This window comes from Mycolicibacterium arenosum (genome assembly GCF_024320865.1).
In the GTDB taxonomy this organism is placed as follows: Bacteria; Actinomycetota; Actinomycetes; order Mycobacteriales; family Mycobacteriaceae; genus Mycobacterium; species Mycobacterium arenosum.
The window spans coordinates 56,678-73,259 of the sequence record NZ_JANDBD010000017.1 but is presented as its reverse complement, the minus strand read 5'-3'; the positions used below and the strand labels follow the sequence as shown (position 1 = coordinate 73,259).

The 16,582-nt window shown below is 64.0% G+C and carries 10 protein-coding genes and 2 pseudogenes; 7 read left to right on the top strand and 5 right to left on the bottom strand.

Annotation, left to right across the window (positions count from 1 at the left end; genetic code table 11):
• The first annotated feature begins 42 nt into the window (after nucleotides 1-42).
• A complete protein-coding gene (locus NM203_RS30525; RefSeq protein ID WP_255064573.1) occupies nucleotides 43-1,293 on the top strand; it encodes a L,D-transpeptidase in 1,251 nt (416 codons plus the stop codon).
• On the opposite strand, the gene ripC is transcribed toward NM203_RS30525, so the two are convergent.
• Entirely contained in the window at nucleotides 1,290-2,387 is a 1,098-nt protein-coding gene (gene ripC, locus NM203_RS30520) for a peptidoglycan hydrolase RipC (protein WP_255064572.1), read from the bottom strand. The two genes, NM203_RS30525 and ripC, sit on opposite strands and share 4 nt — an antisense overlap.
• 291 nt (nucleotides 2,388-2,678) lie before the next feature.
• On the opposite strand from ripC, the gene ctaE reads away from it, so the two are divergent.
• On the top strand, nucleotides 2,679-3,272 hold the full coding sequence (gene ctaE, locus NM203_RS30515; RefSeq protein ID WP_255064571.1) for an aa3-type cytochrome oxidase subunit III: 594 nt from the start codon (nucleotides 2,679-2,681) through the stop codon (nucleotides 3,270-3,272).
• Nucleotides 3,273-3,340: 68 nt separating this feature from the next.
• Nucleotides 3,341-3,628, top strand: coding sequence for a hypothetical protein (locus tag NM203_RS30510; RefSeq protein ID WP_255064570.1), 288 nt, complete (start codon nucleotides 3,341-3,343; stop codon nucleotides 3,626-3,628).
• A 22-nt stretch (nucleotides 3,629-3,650) separates the two neighbouring features.
• Here NM203_RS30510 and NM203_RS30505 read toward each other — a convergent pair whose 3' ends face one another.
• From NM203_RS30505 to NM203_RS30495, 3 genes and pseudogenes are all read right to left on the bottom strand, one after another.
• Nucleotides 3,651-5,021: a hypothetical protein gene (locus NM203_RS30505; RefSeq protein ID WP_255064569.1), complete on the bottom strand. Its 1,371-nt coding sequence runs from the start codon at nucleotides 5,019-5,021 to the stop codon at nucleotides 3,651-3,653.
• Nucleotides 5,018-5,469, bottom strand: a pseudogene (locus tag NM203_RS30500) (hypothetical protein). Before NM203_RS30500 ends, NM203_RS30505 begins: the two are co-directional and overlap by 4 nt.
• The gene (locus NM203_RS30495) at nucleotides 5,466-5,660 is read right to left on the bottom strand and encodes a hypothetical protein (RefSeq protein ID WP_255064568.1); all 195 of its coding nucleotides are present in this window, start codon (nucleotides 5,658-5,660) and stop codon (nucleotides 5,466-5,468) included. Before NM203_RS30495 ends, NM203_RS30500 begins: the two are co-directional and overlap by 4 nt.
• A gap of 219 nt (nucleotides 5,661-5,879) precedes the next feature.
• On the opposite strand from NM203_RS30495, the gene NM203_RS30490 reads away from it, so the two are divergent.
• The 3 genes from NM203_RS30490 to NM203_RS30480 all read left to right on the top strand — a co-directional run bounded on the left by NM203_RS30490 (nucleotide 5,880) and on the right by NM203_RS30480 (nucleotide 11,608).
• Nucleotides 5,880-6,497, top strand: a complete 618-nt coding sequence (locus NM203_RS30490) for a copper resistance CopC family protein (RefSeq protein WP_255064567.1) — start codon at nucleotides 5,880-5,882, stop codon at nucleotides 6,495-6,497.
• 1,014 nt (nucleotides 6,498-7,511) lie between these two features.
• Nucleotides 7,512-10,409, top strand: coding sequence for an MMPL/RND family transporter (locus NM203_RS30485; protein WP_255064565.1), 2,898 nt, complete (start codon nucleotides 7,512-7,514; stop codon nucleotides 10,407-10,409).
• Nucleotides 10,410-10,573: 164 nt separating this feature from the next.
• Nucleotides 10,574-11,608, top strand: a complete 1,035-nt coding sequence (locus NM203_RS30480) for a tyrosine-type recombinase/integrase (protein ID WP_255064564.1) — start codon at nucleotides 10,574-10,576, stop codon at nucleotides 11,606-11,608.
• 150 nt (nucleotides 11,609-11,758) lie between these two features.
• Here the strand turns inward: NM203_RS30480 and NM203_RS30475 are convergent.
• Nucleotides 11,759-15,036, bottom strand: a pseudogene (locus NM203_RS30475) (helix-turn-helix transcriptional regulator).
• Nucleotides 15,037-15,163: 127 nt separating this feature from the next.
• Between NM203_RS30475 and NM203_RS30470 the strand changes: the two are divergent.
• Nucleotides 15,164-16,393 carry a cytochrome P450 gene (locus NM203_RS30470; protein ID WP_255064562.1) on the top strand — a complete coding sequence of 410 codons (1,230 nt, stop codon included), beginning with the start codon at nucleotides 15,164-15,166 and terminating at the stop codon, nucleotides 16,391-16,393.
• Nucleotides 16,394-16,582: the final 189 nt, after the last annotated feature.

Genomic DNA, 16,582 nt, shown 5'->3' with positions numbered 1-16,582 from the left:
TGTGGGCGTAACAGTTTCGCGAATACCAAGGGGTCGGCATTCATGACACGGATTCAATCCGCGGCGGTACGTCAACGTCGCGGCATCTGGTGGACGTTGCTGGTGCTCATGACCGTTGCCGGGCTCGCCGTGGGGCTCATCTCGTGCGACAACAACCCGTCGTCTTCGTCAGCACCGCAGGAGGTGCCCGATGCTGCGATCGTGGATAAGGGCACCCCCTACGGCGACCTACTCGTTCCCAGCTTGCGTGCGTCGGTCACCGAGGGCGATGTCGGGGTTTCGGTGGACTCGCCGGTGACGGTCAGTGCTGCGGCCGGCGTGCTGGGCGCAGTGACTCTCGTCAACGAAGAAGGGCGGGTGGTCGCGGGTGAGTTGAGCTCGGACGGTGTGACCTGGCGTTCGGCGGAGCCGCTGGGCTACAACCGGACGTACACGTTGAACGCGGAGGCACTGGGGCTTGGCGGTGTGGCGCGCAACAGTGCCACTTTCCAGACGCATTCCCCGCAGAACCTCACGATGCCGTACGTGTTGCCGAACAACGGCGAGGCGGTGGGCGTGGGGCAGCCCGTCGCGGTGCGGTTCGACGAACCGATCCCCGACCGACTCGCCGCGCAGCGGGCGATAACCGTCACCGCCAACCCCCCCGTTGAGGGTGCTTTCTACTGGTTGAGCGATCGCGAGGTGCGTTGGCGCCCTGCGCAATACTGGAAGGCCGGTACGTCGGTTGAAGTTCAAGTGAACACGTACGGAGTCGATCTGGGCGACGGGTTGTTCGGCCAGGACAACGTGACGAATCGCTTCACAATCGGCGACGAGGTGATCGCGACCGCCGACGACTCCACCAAGACCATGACCGTGCGGGTCAACGGCAATGTCGTGAAGACCATGCCGATCTCGATGGGCAAGGACAAGACGCCGACCGACAAGGGCACGTACATCATCGGCGATCGGTACTCGTTCCTGGTCATGGACTCGTCGACTTACGGCGTTCCAGTGAACTCACCCGACGGTTATCGCACCGAGGTCAACTGGGCCACGCAGATGTCCTATAGCGGGATATACGTGCATGCCGCCCCGTGGTCCGTCGGAAGCCAGGGCCGCGCGAACGTCAGCCACGGCTGCCTCAACGCCAGCACCGAGAACGGAAAGTGGTTCTACGACAACACGAAACGCGGCGACATCGTAGAGGTCGTCAACACGGTGGGTCCCACGCTGTCCGGTACCGATGGGCTCGGCGACTGGAACATCCCGTGGGATCAGTGGAAGGCGGGCAACGCCAGCGTGGCCGGCTAGTACCGCCGCACGTTGTAGATCGGAGCCGATGAGATCGGCGCCACCTTGACCGGGGTGCCGTATGTCGAGGCGTGCACCATGTTTCCGTCGCCGATGTAGATGCCGGCGTGCGACGCGTCCGAGTAGAACGTGACGATGTCGCCGGGCTGGACCTCCGCCGTTTCAACGGGTTGCCCGCCTGCCGCAAGCGCCTGGCTCGACCGGGGCAACGACTTCCCACTCTGCAGGAAAGCCCACTTAATGAGTCCCGAGCAGTCGAACGCGTCAGGCCCGGTCGCGCCCCACGAGTACGGGGCGCCTACACGGGTTAGCGCCGCTTGCACGACGGTCGCACCCTCGAGAGAGCCGGACGGACCCGGCTCTACCGGCGACGGCACGGCCTCAGGCATCGCCACGACGGCGGGGTCAGTCACCGGCGGGATCGGGGGTGGGGGTGGGGTCGGCGGCCCCGGGTCGGCAAGCGCTGCACGCTGATCGGGAGTCAACGCCCGGTACAACGCCTCCACGTCGGCGATCTGGGCGCGTAGTCGACTCTGCTTGGATTGAAGATCTGCGCGCACGGTGGACGCCTGCTCCGCCGCCGTCCGCGCAGACAGCACCGACGACTCCGCCGTTCGAGTCGCACTCTCGGCGCGAGACGACACTGCACGGAAGGCCGCGACGCGGGTCGACATCTGGGTGGCCATGAGGCGGTTCAACGACAGTTCGTCGAGCAGGACTTGCGGAGAGTCAGCGGTCAGCGCGGCACTGATGCCGCTGCTCGGGCCGCCCATGTAGGCCGCAACCGCCACCTGATTCACGACGTCCTGATACTGGCTCAGGTCGGCTCGCGCCGTACTCAACGCCTCGGACTCGGTGCGTTGAACGTCCTCGGCTAGGCGCTGGGCGGCGAGCTTCGCTTCGAGGTCCATCTCGGCCGAGTAGATGGCTTCCGTGGTTCGCTCAGCTTCGCGAGACAGTTCCGTCATGCGGGCCAGGGCGTCGGCAGCCGGGTCGGCCCAGCCGGTGCCCGCCGAGCCACCGACGGACACCACCAACGCGATCGCCACGATGAGAGCACCTGCCGATCGATGCTTCGCAGCAGGGCGGTCCATCCTCAAAGCACATATCCTCACACCGCAGGGACATCTATGGGCCAACTACGTAGATCACAAAAAGATAACAAGGACGACCTTCGATGTCCACGTAGCAGCCGCGAGCAGCTGGCGGCACGCCATCCGGTCGTAGCTGCTCCGTATCGCCGTGAACATCAAAAGCGCACCGGCATGCCGTGATTCGAATTGAGGTGGGTTTCCCCCGAGGTCCTCGTAGTGACGTTCTACTATATGTGATAGTAGGTAGTGACTCAGTAGATCTCCGGTGAACGTGGCTCGACGAGGGACGACATGACAAGTGGCACCGCCATCACGGCGCGCGTGCATTCACTGAATCGACCGAACATGGTCGCCGTCGGGACGATCGTGTGGCTGTCCAGCGAGCTGATGTTCTTCGCCGGCTTGTTCGCGATGTACTTCACCGCGCGCGCCCAAGCGGACGAGTGGCCGCCACCTCCCACAGAGCTGAACCTGGCGCTCGCGGTGCCGGTGACGTTGGTCCTCATCGCGTCATCTTTCACCTGTCAGATGGGTGTATTCGCCGCAGAACGCGGCGATGTGTACGGCCTGCGCCGCTGGTACGTCGTCACATTCGTCATGGGGCTGTTCTTCGTTCTCGGACAGGGTTACGAGTACATCAGCCTGGTGCGTGAGGGCACCACCATCTCCAGCAGTGCCTACGGCTCGGTGTTCTACCTCGCCACCGGCTTTCACGGTCTGCACGTCATCGGCGGACTCGTCGCATTCATCCTGTTGCTCATGCGTACGCGCATGAGCAAGTTCACCCCGGCCCAAGCGACGGCCGCCATAGTGGTGTCCTACTACTGGCATTTCGTCGATATCGTGTGGATCGCACTGTTCGCCGTCATCTACTTCGTGCGATGACCCGGGTTACGCCGCCTTCCCGCCGACCACTCCGGCAGGACCGCAGGCGTCTGACCGTTGGGGCAGTCGTGTTCGCGTTCGTCGCCGTGCTCGTCGGAATCGCCTCGATATCGGCAGCGTCTGTCTACGCCGAGCCGTCGTCGGCGGAGGCCAGCTCGACACCAACCTCGCCGAGCCCCGGCGCCCCCACACCGACCAAGCACTCCTACGACGACACGCACAGCGGGCAGCAACCCGAGGGCACCAGCCCGGCGCTGTGGATCCTGGCCGGCGCCGTCATCGCTCTGGTCTCAATCGCAGTCATCCTGCTGCGAGCGCGCGGGCCTGCCCGCCACGGCCTTGAACGGAGTCCTTGACCTTGAGCTGCGCGAATCGTCGTCAGCCGCCGAACAACAGGTACAACCCGGTGAAGGTGTAGCCGACCATGGTCAGCATCATCGCCAGCTGTCCACTGATCTGATTACGCCGCGGCAACAGCCGAAGTGCTCGATCGTGCGCGGCGATGACTGCGACGATGTGGCCGATCACCACGCATGACACCTTGATCGTCCACAGCACGGATGGGTTCTGCGACAGCACGTACACCACGTCGGTGGAATCCAACCCGAATAGGTGCCACCCACGTCCGAGCGGGTCGCCCAACCGCACCATCGTCTCCTGCCCGCGCTCCACCAGATAGGACAGATAGTGAGCGAAGATGTAACCGACGACGATCGGGATCAACGAGTGCGCCAGTTCGCCGGGCAGTCGCCGACGTACATCCGCGTTCACCCCGCCGGTAGCCCTCGCAGCGGCCCAGAAGGTCACCCCGACAACGGATACGAAGACGACCAACCCGACAGTTCGAAGCAGCGACGCCGCCCAGGCCTCACTGAGCACCGGCAACGACGCGGAATGCCGATCGACGAAGTCACGGAACACGGGCGATTGCGAAAAACTGTCGAAGGCCGTGGACCCGAGCAGAACCGCGAGAACCGCCACAACCCCGGGACGCACGGGCATGGTCGGCAGATGATCCATGGGGTTGATCGCCGTGATGCGGCCGGTCTCCGGGTTGCGCCTAAACGGCGCGAGCCGCGATACGGCGAGACTGTACACCTCGAACGGATCGGCGCGGGCGAACCACTGTGAACCGAACACGAACGCGCCCAACAACATCAGGACGGTATAGACGAACAACCACGAATTGATCGCCGCCAGCGAGCCGGCGTCCGGGCTGGCCAGTTCGAGCCAGACGAAGGCCAGCAGACCGAACGCCGCCGGCCAGTACCCCCATGTCATCGGATACCTGCGCAATGTCGATCGGTCGGCAGTCTCCCAACGTGTCATCCCAAGCAATCGCCACAGCGTGCGTACAGGGGAGATGACGCGCCACACCGGGCCCACGAGCACCGACACCGCCACCAAGCCGACCCAGAGCAGCACGTAGAACACCCCCGGCAGCGCGTTGTCGCTGCCGGATGGTCCGAAGACTGCCGCGACCGCCACCCACACCGCGAAGAGGTACGCGGCCAGCGACAGCGTCCAGCGCAGTACCGGGGAGTCCACCGCACGGGTGACCCAGATCGGAAGGTCGCGGCCAGGTTTGTCCGGATCGAAACGCGGTGTCTTCCAGGCCAATGCGACCACGGCGAATGTCACCGTCAACGCCCACGCCGCCCCGATCAGCGCGAACGACAAGGGAACGGGAAGGTCGGTCGAACCGCCGACGCCGTGCGCGAGGACCTGCGCGCTCACCCCGGAGGTCACGGCCGAACTCGGATCGTCACGACCGTGCGATTGAGATCGTGCAACTCGACGTCGACCTGGCCGGGCACATCGACCGTGAACTCGAACTCCTGCTCCGGACGAGGCTCGACCCGAAAAGTGTGCTCCGGCACCGAATGGACGTGCAGCGAATCGGGAACGTCGCTGCCGACCCTCAGGACGATCGGCTTGCCGACCTTGCCCTGCGCCTGCCCGTTCATGGGCGTGACCACCCCCCGACGATGGTGACATCGACAACCGTGGCGTCGGCGGCCGCAGGGGATGGCGACGTGACCGGCGGTGACTGAGATGGAACGGACGGCGCGGAGGTTGCGCGCGATGCCCGCGGGGCCGAGGACTCGGTCGGGTCAGCAGGCGGACCGCATCCGACCAGGACGACGATGAAAACGGCCACCGCCAGAGCGCCGACGCGCCGCCAATCTGTACTCATTCAACTTCGTTCTTTCCCGCGGGCAACTCTTCTACAGAGTCGGGATCATCGGGGTTGGCGCGCCGATCCCGGCGGATCACGTAGAGCACCACGCCAACCACCAAAAACGCGGGCCCGAAACTAGGCAACGACATCCACAACCCCACATCTGTGGCTACAACGGTCACATCGCCCGAATAAAGCGCTCTCATCCACGTTCACCCTCGCCAGAGGGACGTCCAATCGAGCTTCGACGCACCGGTCGAGCTACCGACATCGCACGACCCCCTGTCTGTCACCGACGGTTCACCGCGATCGCACATACCATTCAGCTACGTACGTACCAGCCCCGCACCTCGCAGACCGAAACATACACTCGACTGCAAACCCCGCGGTGCGCCACACACCACGGATGCGAACGAAAGAGGACCATGAAGCCATCAGCGCGCATCATCTCGGCGGCCTTGATCGCGCTGGCATTCTCGCTATCGGGGGCGGGGATCGCCGCGGCTCACACTGCGCTTGCCAGTTCCGATCCCTCTCAAGGCGCAAGGGTGACGGCGCCACTGAACGACGTCGTGCTGACTTTCACCGAAGACATCAACCCGGCGTTCGCCAACATCGTCGTCAACGGCGCTGACGGCCGCAACCGGGTGTCCGCGTCTCCTCAAGTCGAAGGCCCGCGCCTCACAGCCCCCGTGGACCGTCCCGGTGATGGCGTGTACACCGTCGGATACCGCGTCATCTCAGCGGATGGCCACCCGGTATCGGGCTCCTACACCTTCACCATCGTGGGCAGTCCTCGAGATACGTCCCAGCCGTCCACGCCCGGTGCAGTCCCGTCTAGCACCGCTGCGGCGCAACCCCAGCCGACCTTTTCCGAGGGATCGGACACCAAAACGTCGATCCTCACCGCGGCTGCCGCGGGCTTGACCCTCGCCGGTGTCATCGTTTTCTGGCAATCGAGGAAGCACCGACGAAGGACTCCTGGCAATGAGCCCCCTCCCGCGGATGTGCCAGCATCCGGCGATGAAACGGATGCGCGCTGAGCCCTGCTCTAAGGAGGCGCGGTGGCGAGACCAGGCTCCGGGTGGCCAGGCTCTCCTCGCTTCGCGAGTCGGCCGATGCTGCCGTGGTTTGCAGGTAGATCGCTTACATCGAGCGCCGGCCGCACTCGCAGCGCGATCAGCGTCTAGCCCAGACTCACCGCCAGGTTCGCGACACGTTCCGGTAATCGACGACGCCGGTGCCACCTGCACCCACGGTTCGGTGCCGACGACGAATCCGACACCATCTCCTGAAACGACTAGTAGATAAACTACGTACTAACTCAGTAGAATGCGTCCACGCCCTGGGCGGGTGACTTCATCCCCTCACCCACCCATGGCTACCCGAGCCGGAGCAGGTGAATGGTTCCCACCTGCTCCGGCTCACCTGGGCGAGCATCGAGGTTCGCGGGCACCAGACATGTTGAATGTCGGAAGTGGAGTGACGACAACCATCGATGAGCGGACTCCGTCCTGTCCAGGGTATTTCTGCGATGGTCGATAATAGCCTGCTGCGCACGAATCCTGTTGACTCTCTGCGCAACTCGTCCGTACAGGTAGTTGCGGTCCGCACTGTGCGTTGAAGTGACGCGATGCGTTGAAACCGAGAGATGACGAACGTTTTTCAGCACAAGCGGCCCGAGCAACCGCCACAGCCACCTGCAACTGTCAAATACGACCAACGCACCACCGGTGAAGCAGCGCGTCATCGAACGATGCAGTGTCGGGAAATGGTCGAGCGGTCGGGCAAGCACACATCTACGTACTAAATACGTATTAAGCTCACCTCATGATATCGCCGCCGACTGGCAACCGGTGCTATGCCACCGGGCTCGTTGATTGGGCGCGCGGTCTCTCACAGTCCAATCGGTGCGGGGTGGAGATACCTCCGGACCGCACGTCGACGGGCTCCACGTGGGCTCCGTCGAACGCAGAATTGCCGTCGCGTGCGAAGCCGCGGGATAACAGGACCTGCACTTTCATGTTCTCCTACACCTTCAGTCCGATGACGAACCGATGAGCGGGCTGCTCCGAAGTTCCGCGCCCGCGGAATCAACAACAGCAGAGCACGCGGGTACACGATCCTTCACCTCCGGGGTAATCCGACGGCTCGCGATCCCGGTGATCCTCGGTTGGATCGTGGCAATCGCCGTTCTGAACGTCGCCGTTCCGCAGCTCGAAGAGGTCGGGAAACTCCAGTCGGTGTCGATGAGCCCCGATGATGCGCCGGCGGTCATCGCGATGAAACGCGTCGGAGACACGTTCCAGGAGTTCAAGTCCGACAGTTCGGTGATGATCGTGTTGGAGGGCCAGAACACGCTCGGCGACCAGGCGCACCAGTTCTACAACACAATGGTCGCCGAACTTCAAGCCGACCCGAAACACGTTGAGCACGTGCAGGACTACTGGAGCGATCCGTTGACCGCGGCAGGCTCGCAGAGCAACGACGGCAAGGCCGCGTACGTCCAGGTGTATCTCGCGGGCAACCAGGGCGAAGCACTGGCCAACGAGTCCGTCGAAGCAGTGCAGAGGATCGTCGAAGGTCTCACTCCGCCGAGCGGTGTGAAGGCATACGTCACCGGGCCGGCAGCCATGGCTGCCGATCAGCGCATCGCTGGCGACGACAGCATGCAGCTCATCGAGATAGTCACCTTCACCGTGATCGTCGTGCTGCTGTTGCTGGTTTACCGGTCGATCGTCACGGTCCTCGTCGTGCTCCTGATGGTCGTGCTCGAACTGGGCGCAGCCCGCGGCGTGGTGGCCTTCCTCGGCTATCAGGAGATCATCGGACTCTCGACCTTCGCGACCAACTTGCTGGTGACTCTAGCGATCGCCGCGGCAACGGACTACGCCATCTTCCTGATCGGTCGGTATCAAGAAGCCCGCGAAGGTGGCGAGGACCGAGAAACGGCCTACTACACCATGTTCGGCGGCACTGCCCACGTCGTGCTAGGCTCAGGTCTGACCATCGCGGGCGCCACCTTCTGCCTGAGCTTCACCCGATTGCCCTACTTCCAGACCCTCGGCGTCCCGCTCGCGATCGGCATGGTCGTTGTGGTCCTCGCGGCGCTGACGCTTGGCCCGGCCGTGGTGACGATTGGCAGCCGGTTCGGGCTACTCGAGCCCAAGCGGGCCCTGCGCACCCGAGGGTGGCGCAAGGTCGGCGCCGCAGTCGTGCGATGGCCGGGCCCGATCCTGATCGCCACGATCGCACTGGCACTCGTCGGCCTGCTGGCGCTTCCTGGATACAGAACCAATTACAACGATCGCAATTATCTCCCGACGAACGTGCCGGCTCAGGAGGGCTACGCCGCCGCAGACCGACACTTCTCGCAGGCCCGGATGAATCCCGAACTGCTGCTCATCGAAAGCGACCGCGACCTCCGCAACTCCGCCGACTTCCTGGTGATCGACAAGATCGCCAAGGCCGTGTTCCGCGTGCCGGGCATCGCCCGCGTGCAGACGATCACGCGTCCGGAGGGCAAGCCGATCGAGCACACCTCGATCCCCTTCCAGATCAGCATGCAGGGGACGACGCAGAAGATGAACCAGAAGTACATGCAGGATCGCATGGCCGACATGCTCGTCCAGGCCGACGAGATACAGAAGACCATCGCGACGATGGAGAAGATGTCGAGCCTCACCGCCGAGATGGCGGCTGTCACCCGCAACATGGTCGTCAAGTTCGAAGACACGGCGAATAACACCGCCGAATTGCGTGATGCCATCGCGAATTTCGACGACTTCTTCCGGCCGATCCGGAACTACTTCTACTTGGAACCGAAGTGCTACAACATCCCGGTGTGCTGGGCGCTGCGCTCGGTGTTCGACACGCTCGACGGCGTCAACACGCTGACCGACGACATCCAGGACCTGCTGCCCCAGATGAAGAAGCTCGACGCGTTGATGCCGCAACTCACGGCGCTCATGCCCGAGATGATCAAGACGATGCAGACCATGCGCACGATGATGCTGACGATGTACGCCACTCAGAAGGGCATGCAGGATCAGATGGCCAAGGGCCAGGAGAATTCGGAGGCGATGGGCGAGGCGTTCGACGCCTCGATGAACGACGACTCGTTCTACCTGCCTCCGGAGATCTTCGACAACGAGGACTTCAAGCGCGGGATGAAGAACTTCATCTCGCCGGACGGCAAGTCCGTGCGATTCATCATCAGCCACGACGGCGACCCTATGTCACCCGAGGGCATTGAACGCATCGACGCGATCAAGGACGCTGCGAAGGAGGCGATCAAAGGCACACCGCTGGAGGGGTCCAAGATCTACCTCGCCGGTACCGCGGCGACGTTTAAGGACATGGCCGACGCCAATACCTACGACCTGCTGATCGCCGGGATCGCGTCGCTGGCGCTGATCTTCATCATCATGCTGCTCATCACCCGTGCGGTGGTCGCGTCCGCCGTGATCGTGGGCACGGTGGTGGTGTCCCTTGGTGCGTCGTTCGGCCTGGCAGTACTGATCTGGCAGTACATCCTGGGCACCGAGCTGCATTGGATGGTGCTGGCGATGTCGGTGATCATCCTGTTGGCGGTCGGTGCGGACTACAACCTGTTGTTGGTCTCCCGATTCAAGGAGGAGATCCACGCCGGATTGAATACGGGCATCATCAGATCCATGGGTGGCACAGGATCCGTTGTGACGTCGGCGGGCCTGGTCTTCGCGTTCACCATGATGTCGATGGCCGTGAGCAGCTTAACGGTCATCGGGCAGGTGGGCACGACCATCGGACTTGGCCTGCTGTTCGACACCTTGATCGTGCGCGCGTTCATGACTCCGGCGATCGCGGCTTTGCTTAGCAAGTGGTTCTGGTGGCCAACGCGTGCGCGGCCGCGACCTAAGTCACAACCGTGGCCAAGACCGACGACACACCCCGAGCCCACCCCCAGGGCATGAGCCGCCCGTGCCCCCAGCTGCTGGTGCACGGTTCACGGTTCACGGTTCACGGTTCACGGTCGACCTCAGGCCGGTCCCCGAGGCGAAGTCAACTGCTGATGAACATTGATGAGTTCAACGTGGATAACGACTGTTATCCACGATCCATCTGACATGCTGAGTCGGTGCCTGGATCAGTTCCGCCGAAGCTGCCCGCAGTCGCCCTCCCTGGGTGGTTCGCCGACTTCCTGGCTGATCGTGCCATCCGCAAGCCCTCGCCCCACACCTCCAAAGCCTATCGCCAGGATTTCGAGGCGATCGCCGTGTTGATGGCGGGGTCCACCGACGCCGTCGCGGGCCTCTGCATCCACGAATTGACAAAGGACAGAATGCGTTCGGCGTTCGCTGCCTACGCCGAGACCCATTCGGCGGCGTCGATCCGACGCTGCTGGTCGACGTGGAACACCCTGTGCACATTCCTCTTCACCGCCGAGTTGCTCGACGCCAACCCCATGCCGCTCATCGGCCGCCCCAAGGTGCCAAAGTCCCTACCCAAAAGCTACCCAGCCAGCGCCGTCACTGATTTGGTCGCAGCGATCGACGCCGATCACGGTTCCACCCGTGCCAGTGACTGGTCCGAGCGTGACCGCGCCATCGTCTTCACCTCACTGCTGGCCGGACTCAGAGCCGACGAGCTACTGAACGCCAACGTCGGCGACATTCGCCGAACCAATGACGGCGCCATACTGCACGTCCGAGGCAAGGGCAACAAGGACCGCCGACTCCCCATTGGCCCAGAGCTGCTCGACGTTCTCGACGACTACCTTCGGACCCGGTCCAACCGATTCCCCCAGACCCGCCGACGAACATCCAACACCAAGGCGCCCAGCAGCTTCTCCCCGACCGCTCCCCTCTTCGTCGGTGCCGACGGGGACCGCATCACCCGCGGAACGCTGCAATACCGAATACTGCGGGCCTTCAAGAGGGCCGGCATCAACGGTGAACGAGCCTCCGGCGCACTGGTTCACGGCTTGCGCCACACCTTCGCCACCGAACTCGCCAACGCCAACGTCAGCGTCTACACCCTAATGAAGCTCATGGGCCACGAATCCATGGTCACGTCACAACGCTACGTCGATGGCGCTGGCACCGAGACCCGCTCCGCCGCTGAACTCAACCCCCTTTACGGGCTCCTCAGCGACGAGAAGCCACCCCTGTGACATGCCTTTCGACCGCCCACGCAGAACCGAATGCCACATAACGGATATTATGTCAGACGATGCTTTACGTGATCGTTGTGACGTTGTGCTCCAAAGGATTCGAGTTTGCAATAGCAGCCGATAACTCAGTAACGCCCCAACCAAAGTACGTCATGTGTGTTTGGCAGCTTCCTGAGCCAGCTGCACCCGAGAACTCAATCCCAGCTTCGTGTACACATGGGTGAGGTGCGTTTGAACAGTGCGATGGGACACGAACATACGCGTGGCAATGTCTCTGTTGCCTAGTCCTTCTCCGACTAGCCGGACCACGTCGAGTTCGGTCGGCGTCAGCGATTTCCACCCGCTCGACGGCCGCTTGCGCTCACCACGGCCCCGCTGCGCGTACGCGATGGCCTGCTCTGTCGTTAACGCGGCGCCCTCGACCCATGCGCCTTCGAAGTCATTCTGGCCCATCGTATTTCGAAGTTCTACTACCGTGTTCTCGACGTCGGAATCGTATACCGTGAACCGAACCTCCCCCGTACGCCCGCGCATCGCTTCAGCCGCGCCCAGCAGCCGCGCCGCCTCCGAATAGCTTTCCTCGACCGCGGCGAGCCGCCCGAGGCACTCCAGTCGGCGACGTTCAGGTAAGCGTTCAGATTTGCGGCATGCGCGAGCGCGGCGTGCGCGTCACGTTCAGCCGATTCGAGCTCCCCCAGCGCGAGCGCTATCCGGGCGCGCGTCCGCAGCGCTGTCGCCAGATGCCAACCCTTGGTTGCCGATACGGCCTCATCGGCGATGCGGCGCGCCGCCGTCAAGTCCCCTCGGGCCAGCGCGACCTGTGCGAGCGGGTACACGACGTCTCCCCTGGCGCTGGGCTGCACGCTCAGAATCTCCAAAGCGGTTCCGCACTCCCGTGCACACGCGTCGAGATCTCCGCCCGCCAGGTGCGCGATTCCCAACATGCTGTGCCGGAAGCCGGGGTAGAACCCGCCGAGTTGCTCGGCGGGTTCCAGAGCGCCCGCTGCCGCATCCCGTGCCCGCCGCACGTCTCCCTGGTGGGCGCGGAGGAAGATTTGACCGTGCAGGCTGGTGAACCGCCAGGCCAGATCGCTGACCGCCTCGACCTCGGCGAGTACATCATCGAACCGGGTGGCGGCGTGTGCGAGGTCACCGCTGTACATGTCCGCCCAGCCGAGCCAGGCCCGACAAGCGCGTGAAGCGAAGTGGTTCCCGATCGCGTCTGCGATGCGACGTCCTTCCTCGGCGACACTGTAGATGGAAACCGGGTCGCCGGCAATCGTGGCGGCGTATGCGCGCCATCCGAGGAGTTGGGTGAGCCGCCACTTGTCGTCGGCCTCCCGGGCGAACTCGACCGCCTCGGTGAAGTATTCCTGCGCGAGTCCGGCGTCGTAGCCCACCACCAAGCCGCGCGCATACAACGCTCGTGCCAACAGGCCGGAATCGTTGAGGTCCCTTGCGATGGCAAGCGCTTTCTCGGCTTGCTCGAGACTGGGCGGCTGGCCGCGCCACGCGTCGAGGCTGACCGCGTCGGCAAGCGCGCGGGCATAGACGGCGGGCGAAATCTCGTGCGGCTGCGCTATTCGGGGTTCGAGCGCTGCTGCTAGCCAAGCGGAGCCCTCCCTGTTGCGGCCTCGAGCGAGCCAGAGGGGGTACAGCGAGGAAGCGAGCTGTAGCGCGCATTCGGTATCGTCGCGTTCGAGACTCCATGCGAACGCCGCCCGAAGGTTGTCGATCTCGGTATCGGCCTGCTCCAGCCGCTCGTTGTGACCGGCGTGGCCTGGCGCATCGACTGCGCTGGCCAGCCGTAAGTAGTGATCGCGATGCAGCGTGTGAGCGGCGTCGGCCTGGCCCGATTCAGCGAGCTTCTCCTGCGCGTACTGCCGAACGGTCTCCAGTAGGCGGTATCGCGTGCGCCCCCAGTTGTCGTCCGCCACCACCAGGGACTTGTCCACGAGCAGGGTCAGCAGGTCCAGCACCTGATAGCGCGCGACATCACCGTCACCGGTAACTGCCTGTGCCGCTTCGAGATCGAACCCACCAACGAAGACCGCTAGCCGTCGAAACAGGCTGCGCTCCGGTTCGGTCAGCAGCGCATAGGACCAGTCGACCGACGCGCGCAGCGTCTGCTGCCTGCGCACCGAGGTACGCGAACCGCCGGTCAGTAGCCGGAAGCAGTCGTGCAGACTGTCCACGATTTCTCTTAAGGACAAGGCCCGCACTCGTGCAGCGGCAAGCTCGATGGCCAGCGGCATGCCGTCCAGCCGCCGGCAGATCTCGATCACCTGCGCCGCGTTGTCGTCGGTGAGTGTGAAATCCGCGCGGACCAGCCGGGCACGTTCGGTGAACAACTCGATGGCCTCGTCGGCGATCGTCAATGACGGCACCCGTAGTGTGACCTCACCGGAAACCCCGACCGGCTCTCGGCTCGTGGTGAGCAACGTGAGGGCCGGGCAGGATTTCAGCAGGTCGACCGTGACTTCAGCGGTCACTTCCAGCAGGTGTTCACAGTTGTCTAAGACGATGAGCATCTGACGATCGCCGATGAATCGGACAATCGCGTCTGTATCCGAGCCACCGGGCTGATCGGGCAGACCAATTGCGCGTGCCAAAGCCGCGGCGACCACGTCGGGGCTGGTGATCGGCGCAAGATCCACGTACCACGCGCCGCCATGGAAATCGTTCGCGATTACGCCCGCGATCTGGATGGCAAGGCGGGTCTTTCCGGCACCGCCCGCGCCGGTCAGGGTCATGAGCCGGTTGTCGACAAGGATTCCTCGCACCTCGTCGATCTGCGCGGCGCGTCCGACGAAACTGGTGAGTTGGGACGGAAGGTTGTTGCCGCCGATTACTTTCGCCGCACGCAGCGGCGGAAAGTCGCTGGCGATATCGGGATGACACAGTTGCACGACTCGTTCCGGGCGCGGTAGATCGCGGAGCGCGTGCGTGCCCAATTCGGTCAGCCAGGCATGGTCGGGCAGATGGTCCACGACCATCGCCTCGGTGGCGCCGGACAACACGGTCTGCCCGCCATGTCCCAGGTCGCGCAGCCGTGCGGTGCGGTTGATCGTCGGACCGATGTAGTTGCCCTCGTCGCGCAGCTGGATCTCGCCGGTGTTGATCCCGATGCGCAGCCGGATCGGCGCGAGGGGCGCCCGCTGCAGTGCCAGGGCACATGCGACCGCATCACTGGCCCGCGCGAACGCCAGCACGAAGCTGTCGCCCTCGCCCTGCTCCACCGGTCGCACACCGCCATGAACTGCGATGAGGTCGGACAGGGTCTCGTCGAGCAGCGCAATTGCCGCCGTCATCGCCTGCGGCTGCGTCTCCCACAGCCGGGTGGATCTCTCGACGTCGGCAAGCAGGAGCGTCACCGTCCCCGTCGGCAGTTCGCTCACGCCACGATCGTCCCACTCAGTCGCATTCATGGTGATCAGGGTGCTGCAAGCCCGAACGACGAACATCAGCGTATGCGCGTATTTCTACGACCCCCAGCTTGAGAAGTACGACCTTCGACCGATGGTCTCTCCGTTCAGAACCCGCATCGTCGACACCATGAATATTGCAACCACGACCCCGAGCGTCTTCGATGCCGGGCTGCCCGTCATCGAGTACCACGACGGTCACAACCCCGACGAGGCGCATCAACTCATCGGAGAGCTACGGCAGCGCGCACCGATCGTCATCGGCCCGCACGGACCCGAGGTGCTGACCTACGACTTGGCGCGAACGGTACTGCGCGATCCCCGGTTCCGAGTGCCACCGGGCCTGGGCCTCGCGGCGCAGGGCATCACGTCCGGCCCGCTGTGGGACAGGGTGAGCACCGGGCTGCTCAGCCTGGACGGCGCCGACCACCACCGACTGCGCCGGCTCGTGTCGAAGGCGTTCACACCACCGGCGACGACGCGGCTGCGCTCGACGATCATCGACGTCATCACTGAACTCGTCGATCCGTTGGTGTCGATCGGGCGGTGCGACGTGGTACGCGACATCGCCAGGCCGTATCCGATCCCGATCATCTGCGCCCTGCTGGGCGCGCCCCGCGAGGACTGGCAGCTGTTCTCCGCCTGGACCGACGACATCTTCAAGATCTTCAGCTGGAACCTCGCCAACGACGGGCCCGATATCCTGCGCGCCTGGGACGAACTCGACGCCTACCTCGATGCGATGGTCGCGCAGCGACGGCACCGCCTCTCCGAGGATCTGATTTCAGAGCTCATCCGCGCCGAGGACGACGGCGACCGGCTCACCCAAGAAGAACTGCTCATGCTCGCCGCGGTCCTGCTCACCGCCGGAACCGACACCACCCGCAATCAACTGGCGGCCTCGGTACAAGCACTCTGCGAGCACCCCGACCAATGGACGCTGCTCGGCGAGCATCCCGAACTTGCGATGAAAGCGGTGGAGGAAACCATGCGTCATTCGCCTGTCGTATTCGGCGCGATGCGCGTCGCGACCGAGGACGTGAAACTCGATGGTCTCGTCATCCCGGCAGGCACGTTGATCGGCGCCAATACCGGTGCCGCCAATCGCGACCCGGACGTCTACGACCAACCGGACCGCCTCGACATCACCCGAGACGGCGCCCCGGCCATGCTGACCTTCGGCGGCGGCGTGCACTACTGCCTCGGATCGCACCTGGCCCGGCTCGAGCTCGCCGAAGCGTTGAGCGTCATCACCCGCCGGATGCCCAATCCTCGGCGTACCGGACCCGCACCCTGGAAGCCGCTCACCGGAATGAGCGGCCCAACAAGCCTTTCGATCGAGTTCGACATCAGACGGTGAATGACGCGGAAACACCCGGGGCCCACCTTTGACGCCGCCAGCCACGCTAGGACCCGCAGGGCGGCCTCGCGTCGTCACCGCCGTTTGACGTTTCCGATGTGCGGCGTGTCCCCACCTGTGGTCAACAGAACTGCGTGTCTCAGCCAACAGTCGAGCGGCAGGCGTCGAGTTCCCCGCTCCCCCCAAACA

Coding starts and splice junctions, on each gene's coding strand:
- NM203_RS30525 (WP_255064573.1), top strand. CDS start 43: ATGACACGGATTCAATCCGCGGCGGTACGTCAACGTCGCGGCATCTGG.
- ripC (WP_255064572.1), bottom strand. CDS start 2,387: ATGGACCGCCCTGCTGCGAAGCATCGATCGGCAGGTGCTCTCATCGTG.
- ctaE (WP_255064571.1), top strand. CDS start 2,679: ATGACAAGTGGCACCGCCATCACGGCGCGCGTGCATTCACTGAATCGA.
- NM203_RS30495 (WP_255064568.1), bottom strand. CDS start 5,660: ATGAGAGCGCTTTATTCGGGCGATGTGACCGTTGTAGCCACAGATGTG.
- NM203_RS30490 (WP_255064567.1), top strand. CDS start 5,880: ATGAAGCCATCAGCGCGCATCATCTCGGCGGCCTTGATCGCGCTGGCA.
- NM203_RS30485 (WP_255064565.1), top strand. CDS start 7,512: ATGAGCGGGCTGCTCCGAAGTTCCGCGCCCGCGGAATCAACAACAGCA.
- NM203_RS30470 (WP_255064562.1), top strand. CDS start 15,164: ATGAATATTGCAACCACGACCCCGAGCGTCTTCGATGCCGGGCTGCCC.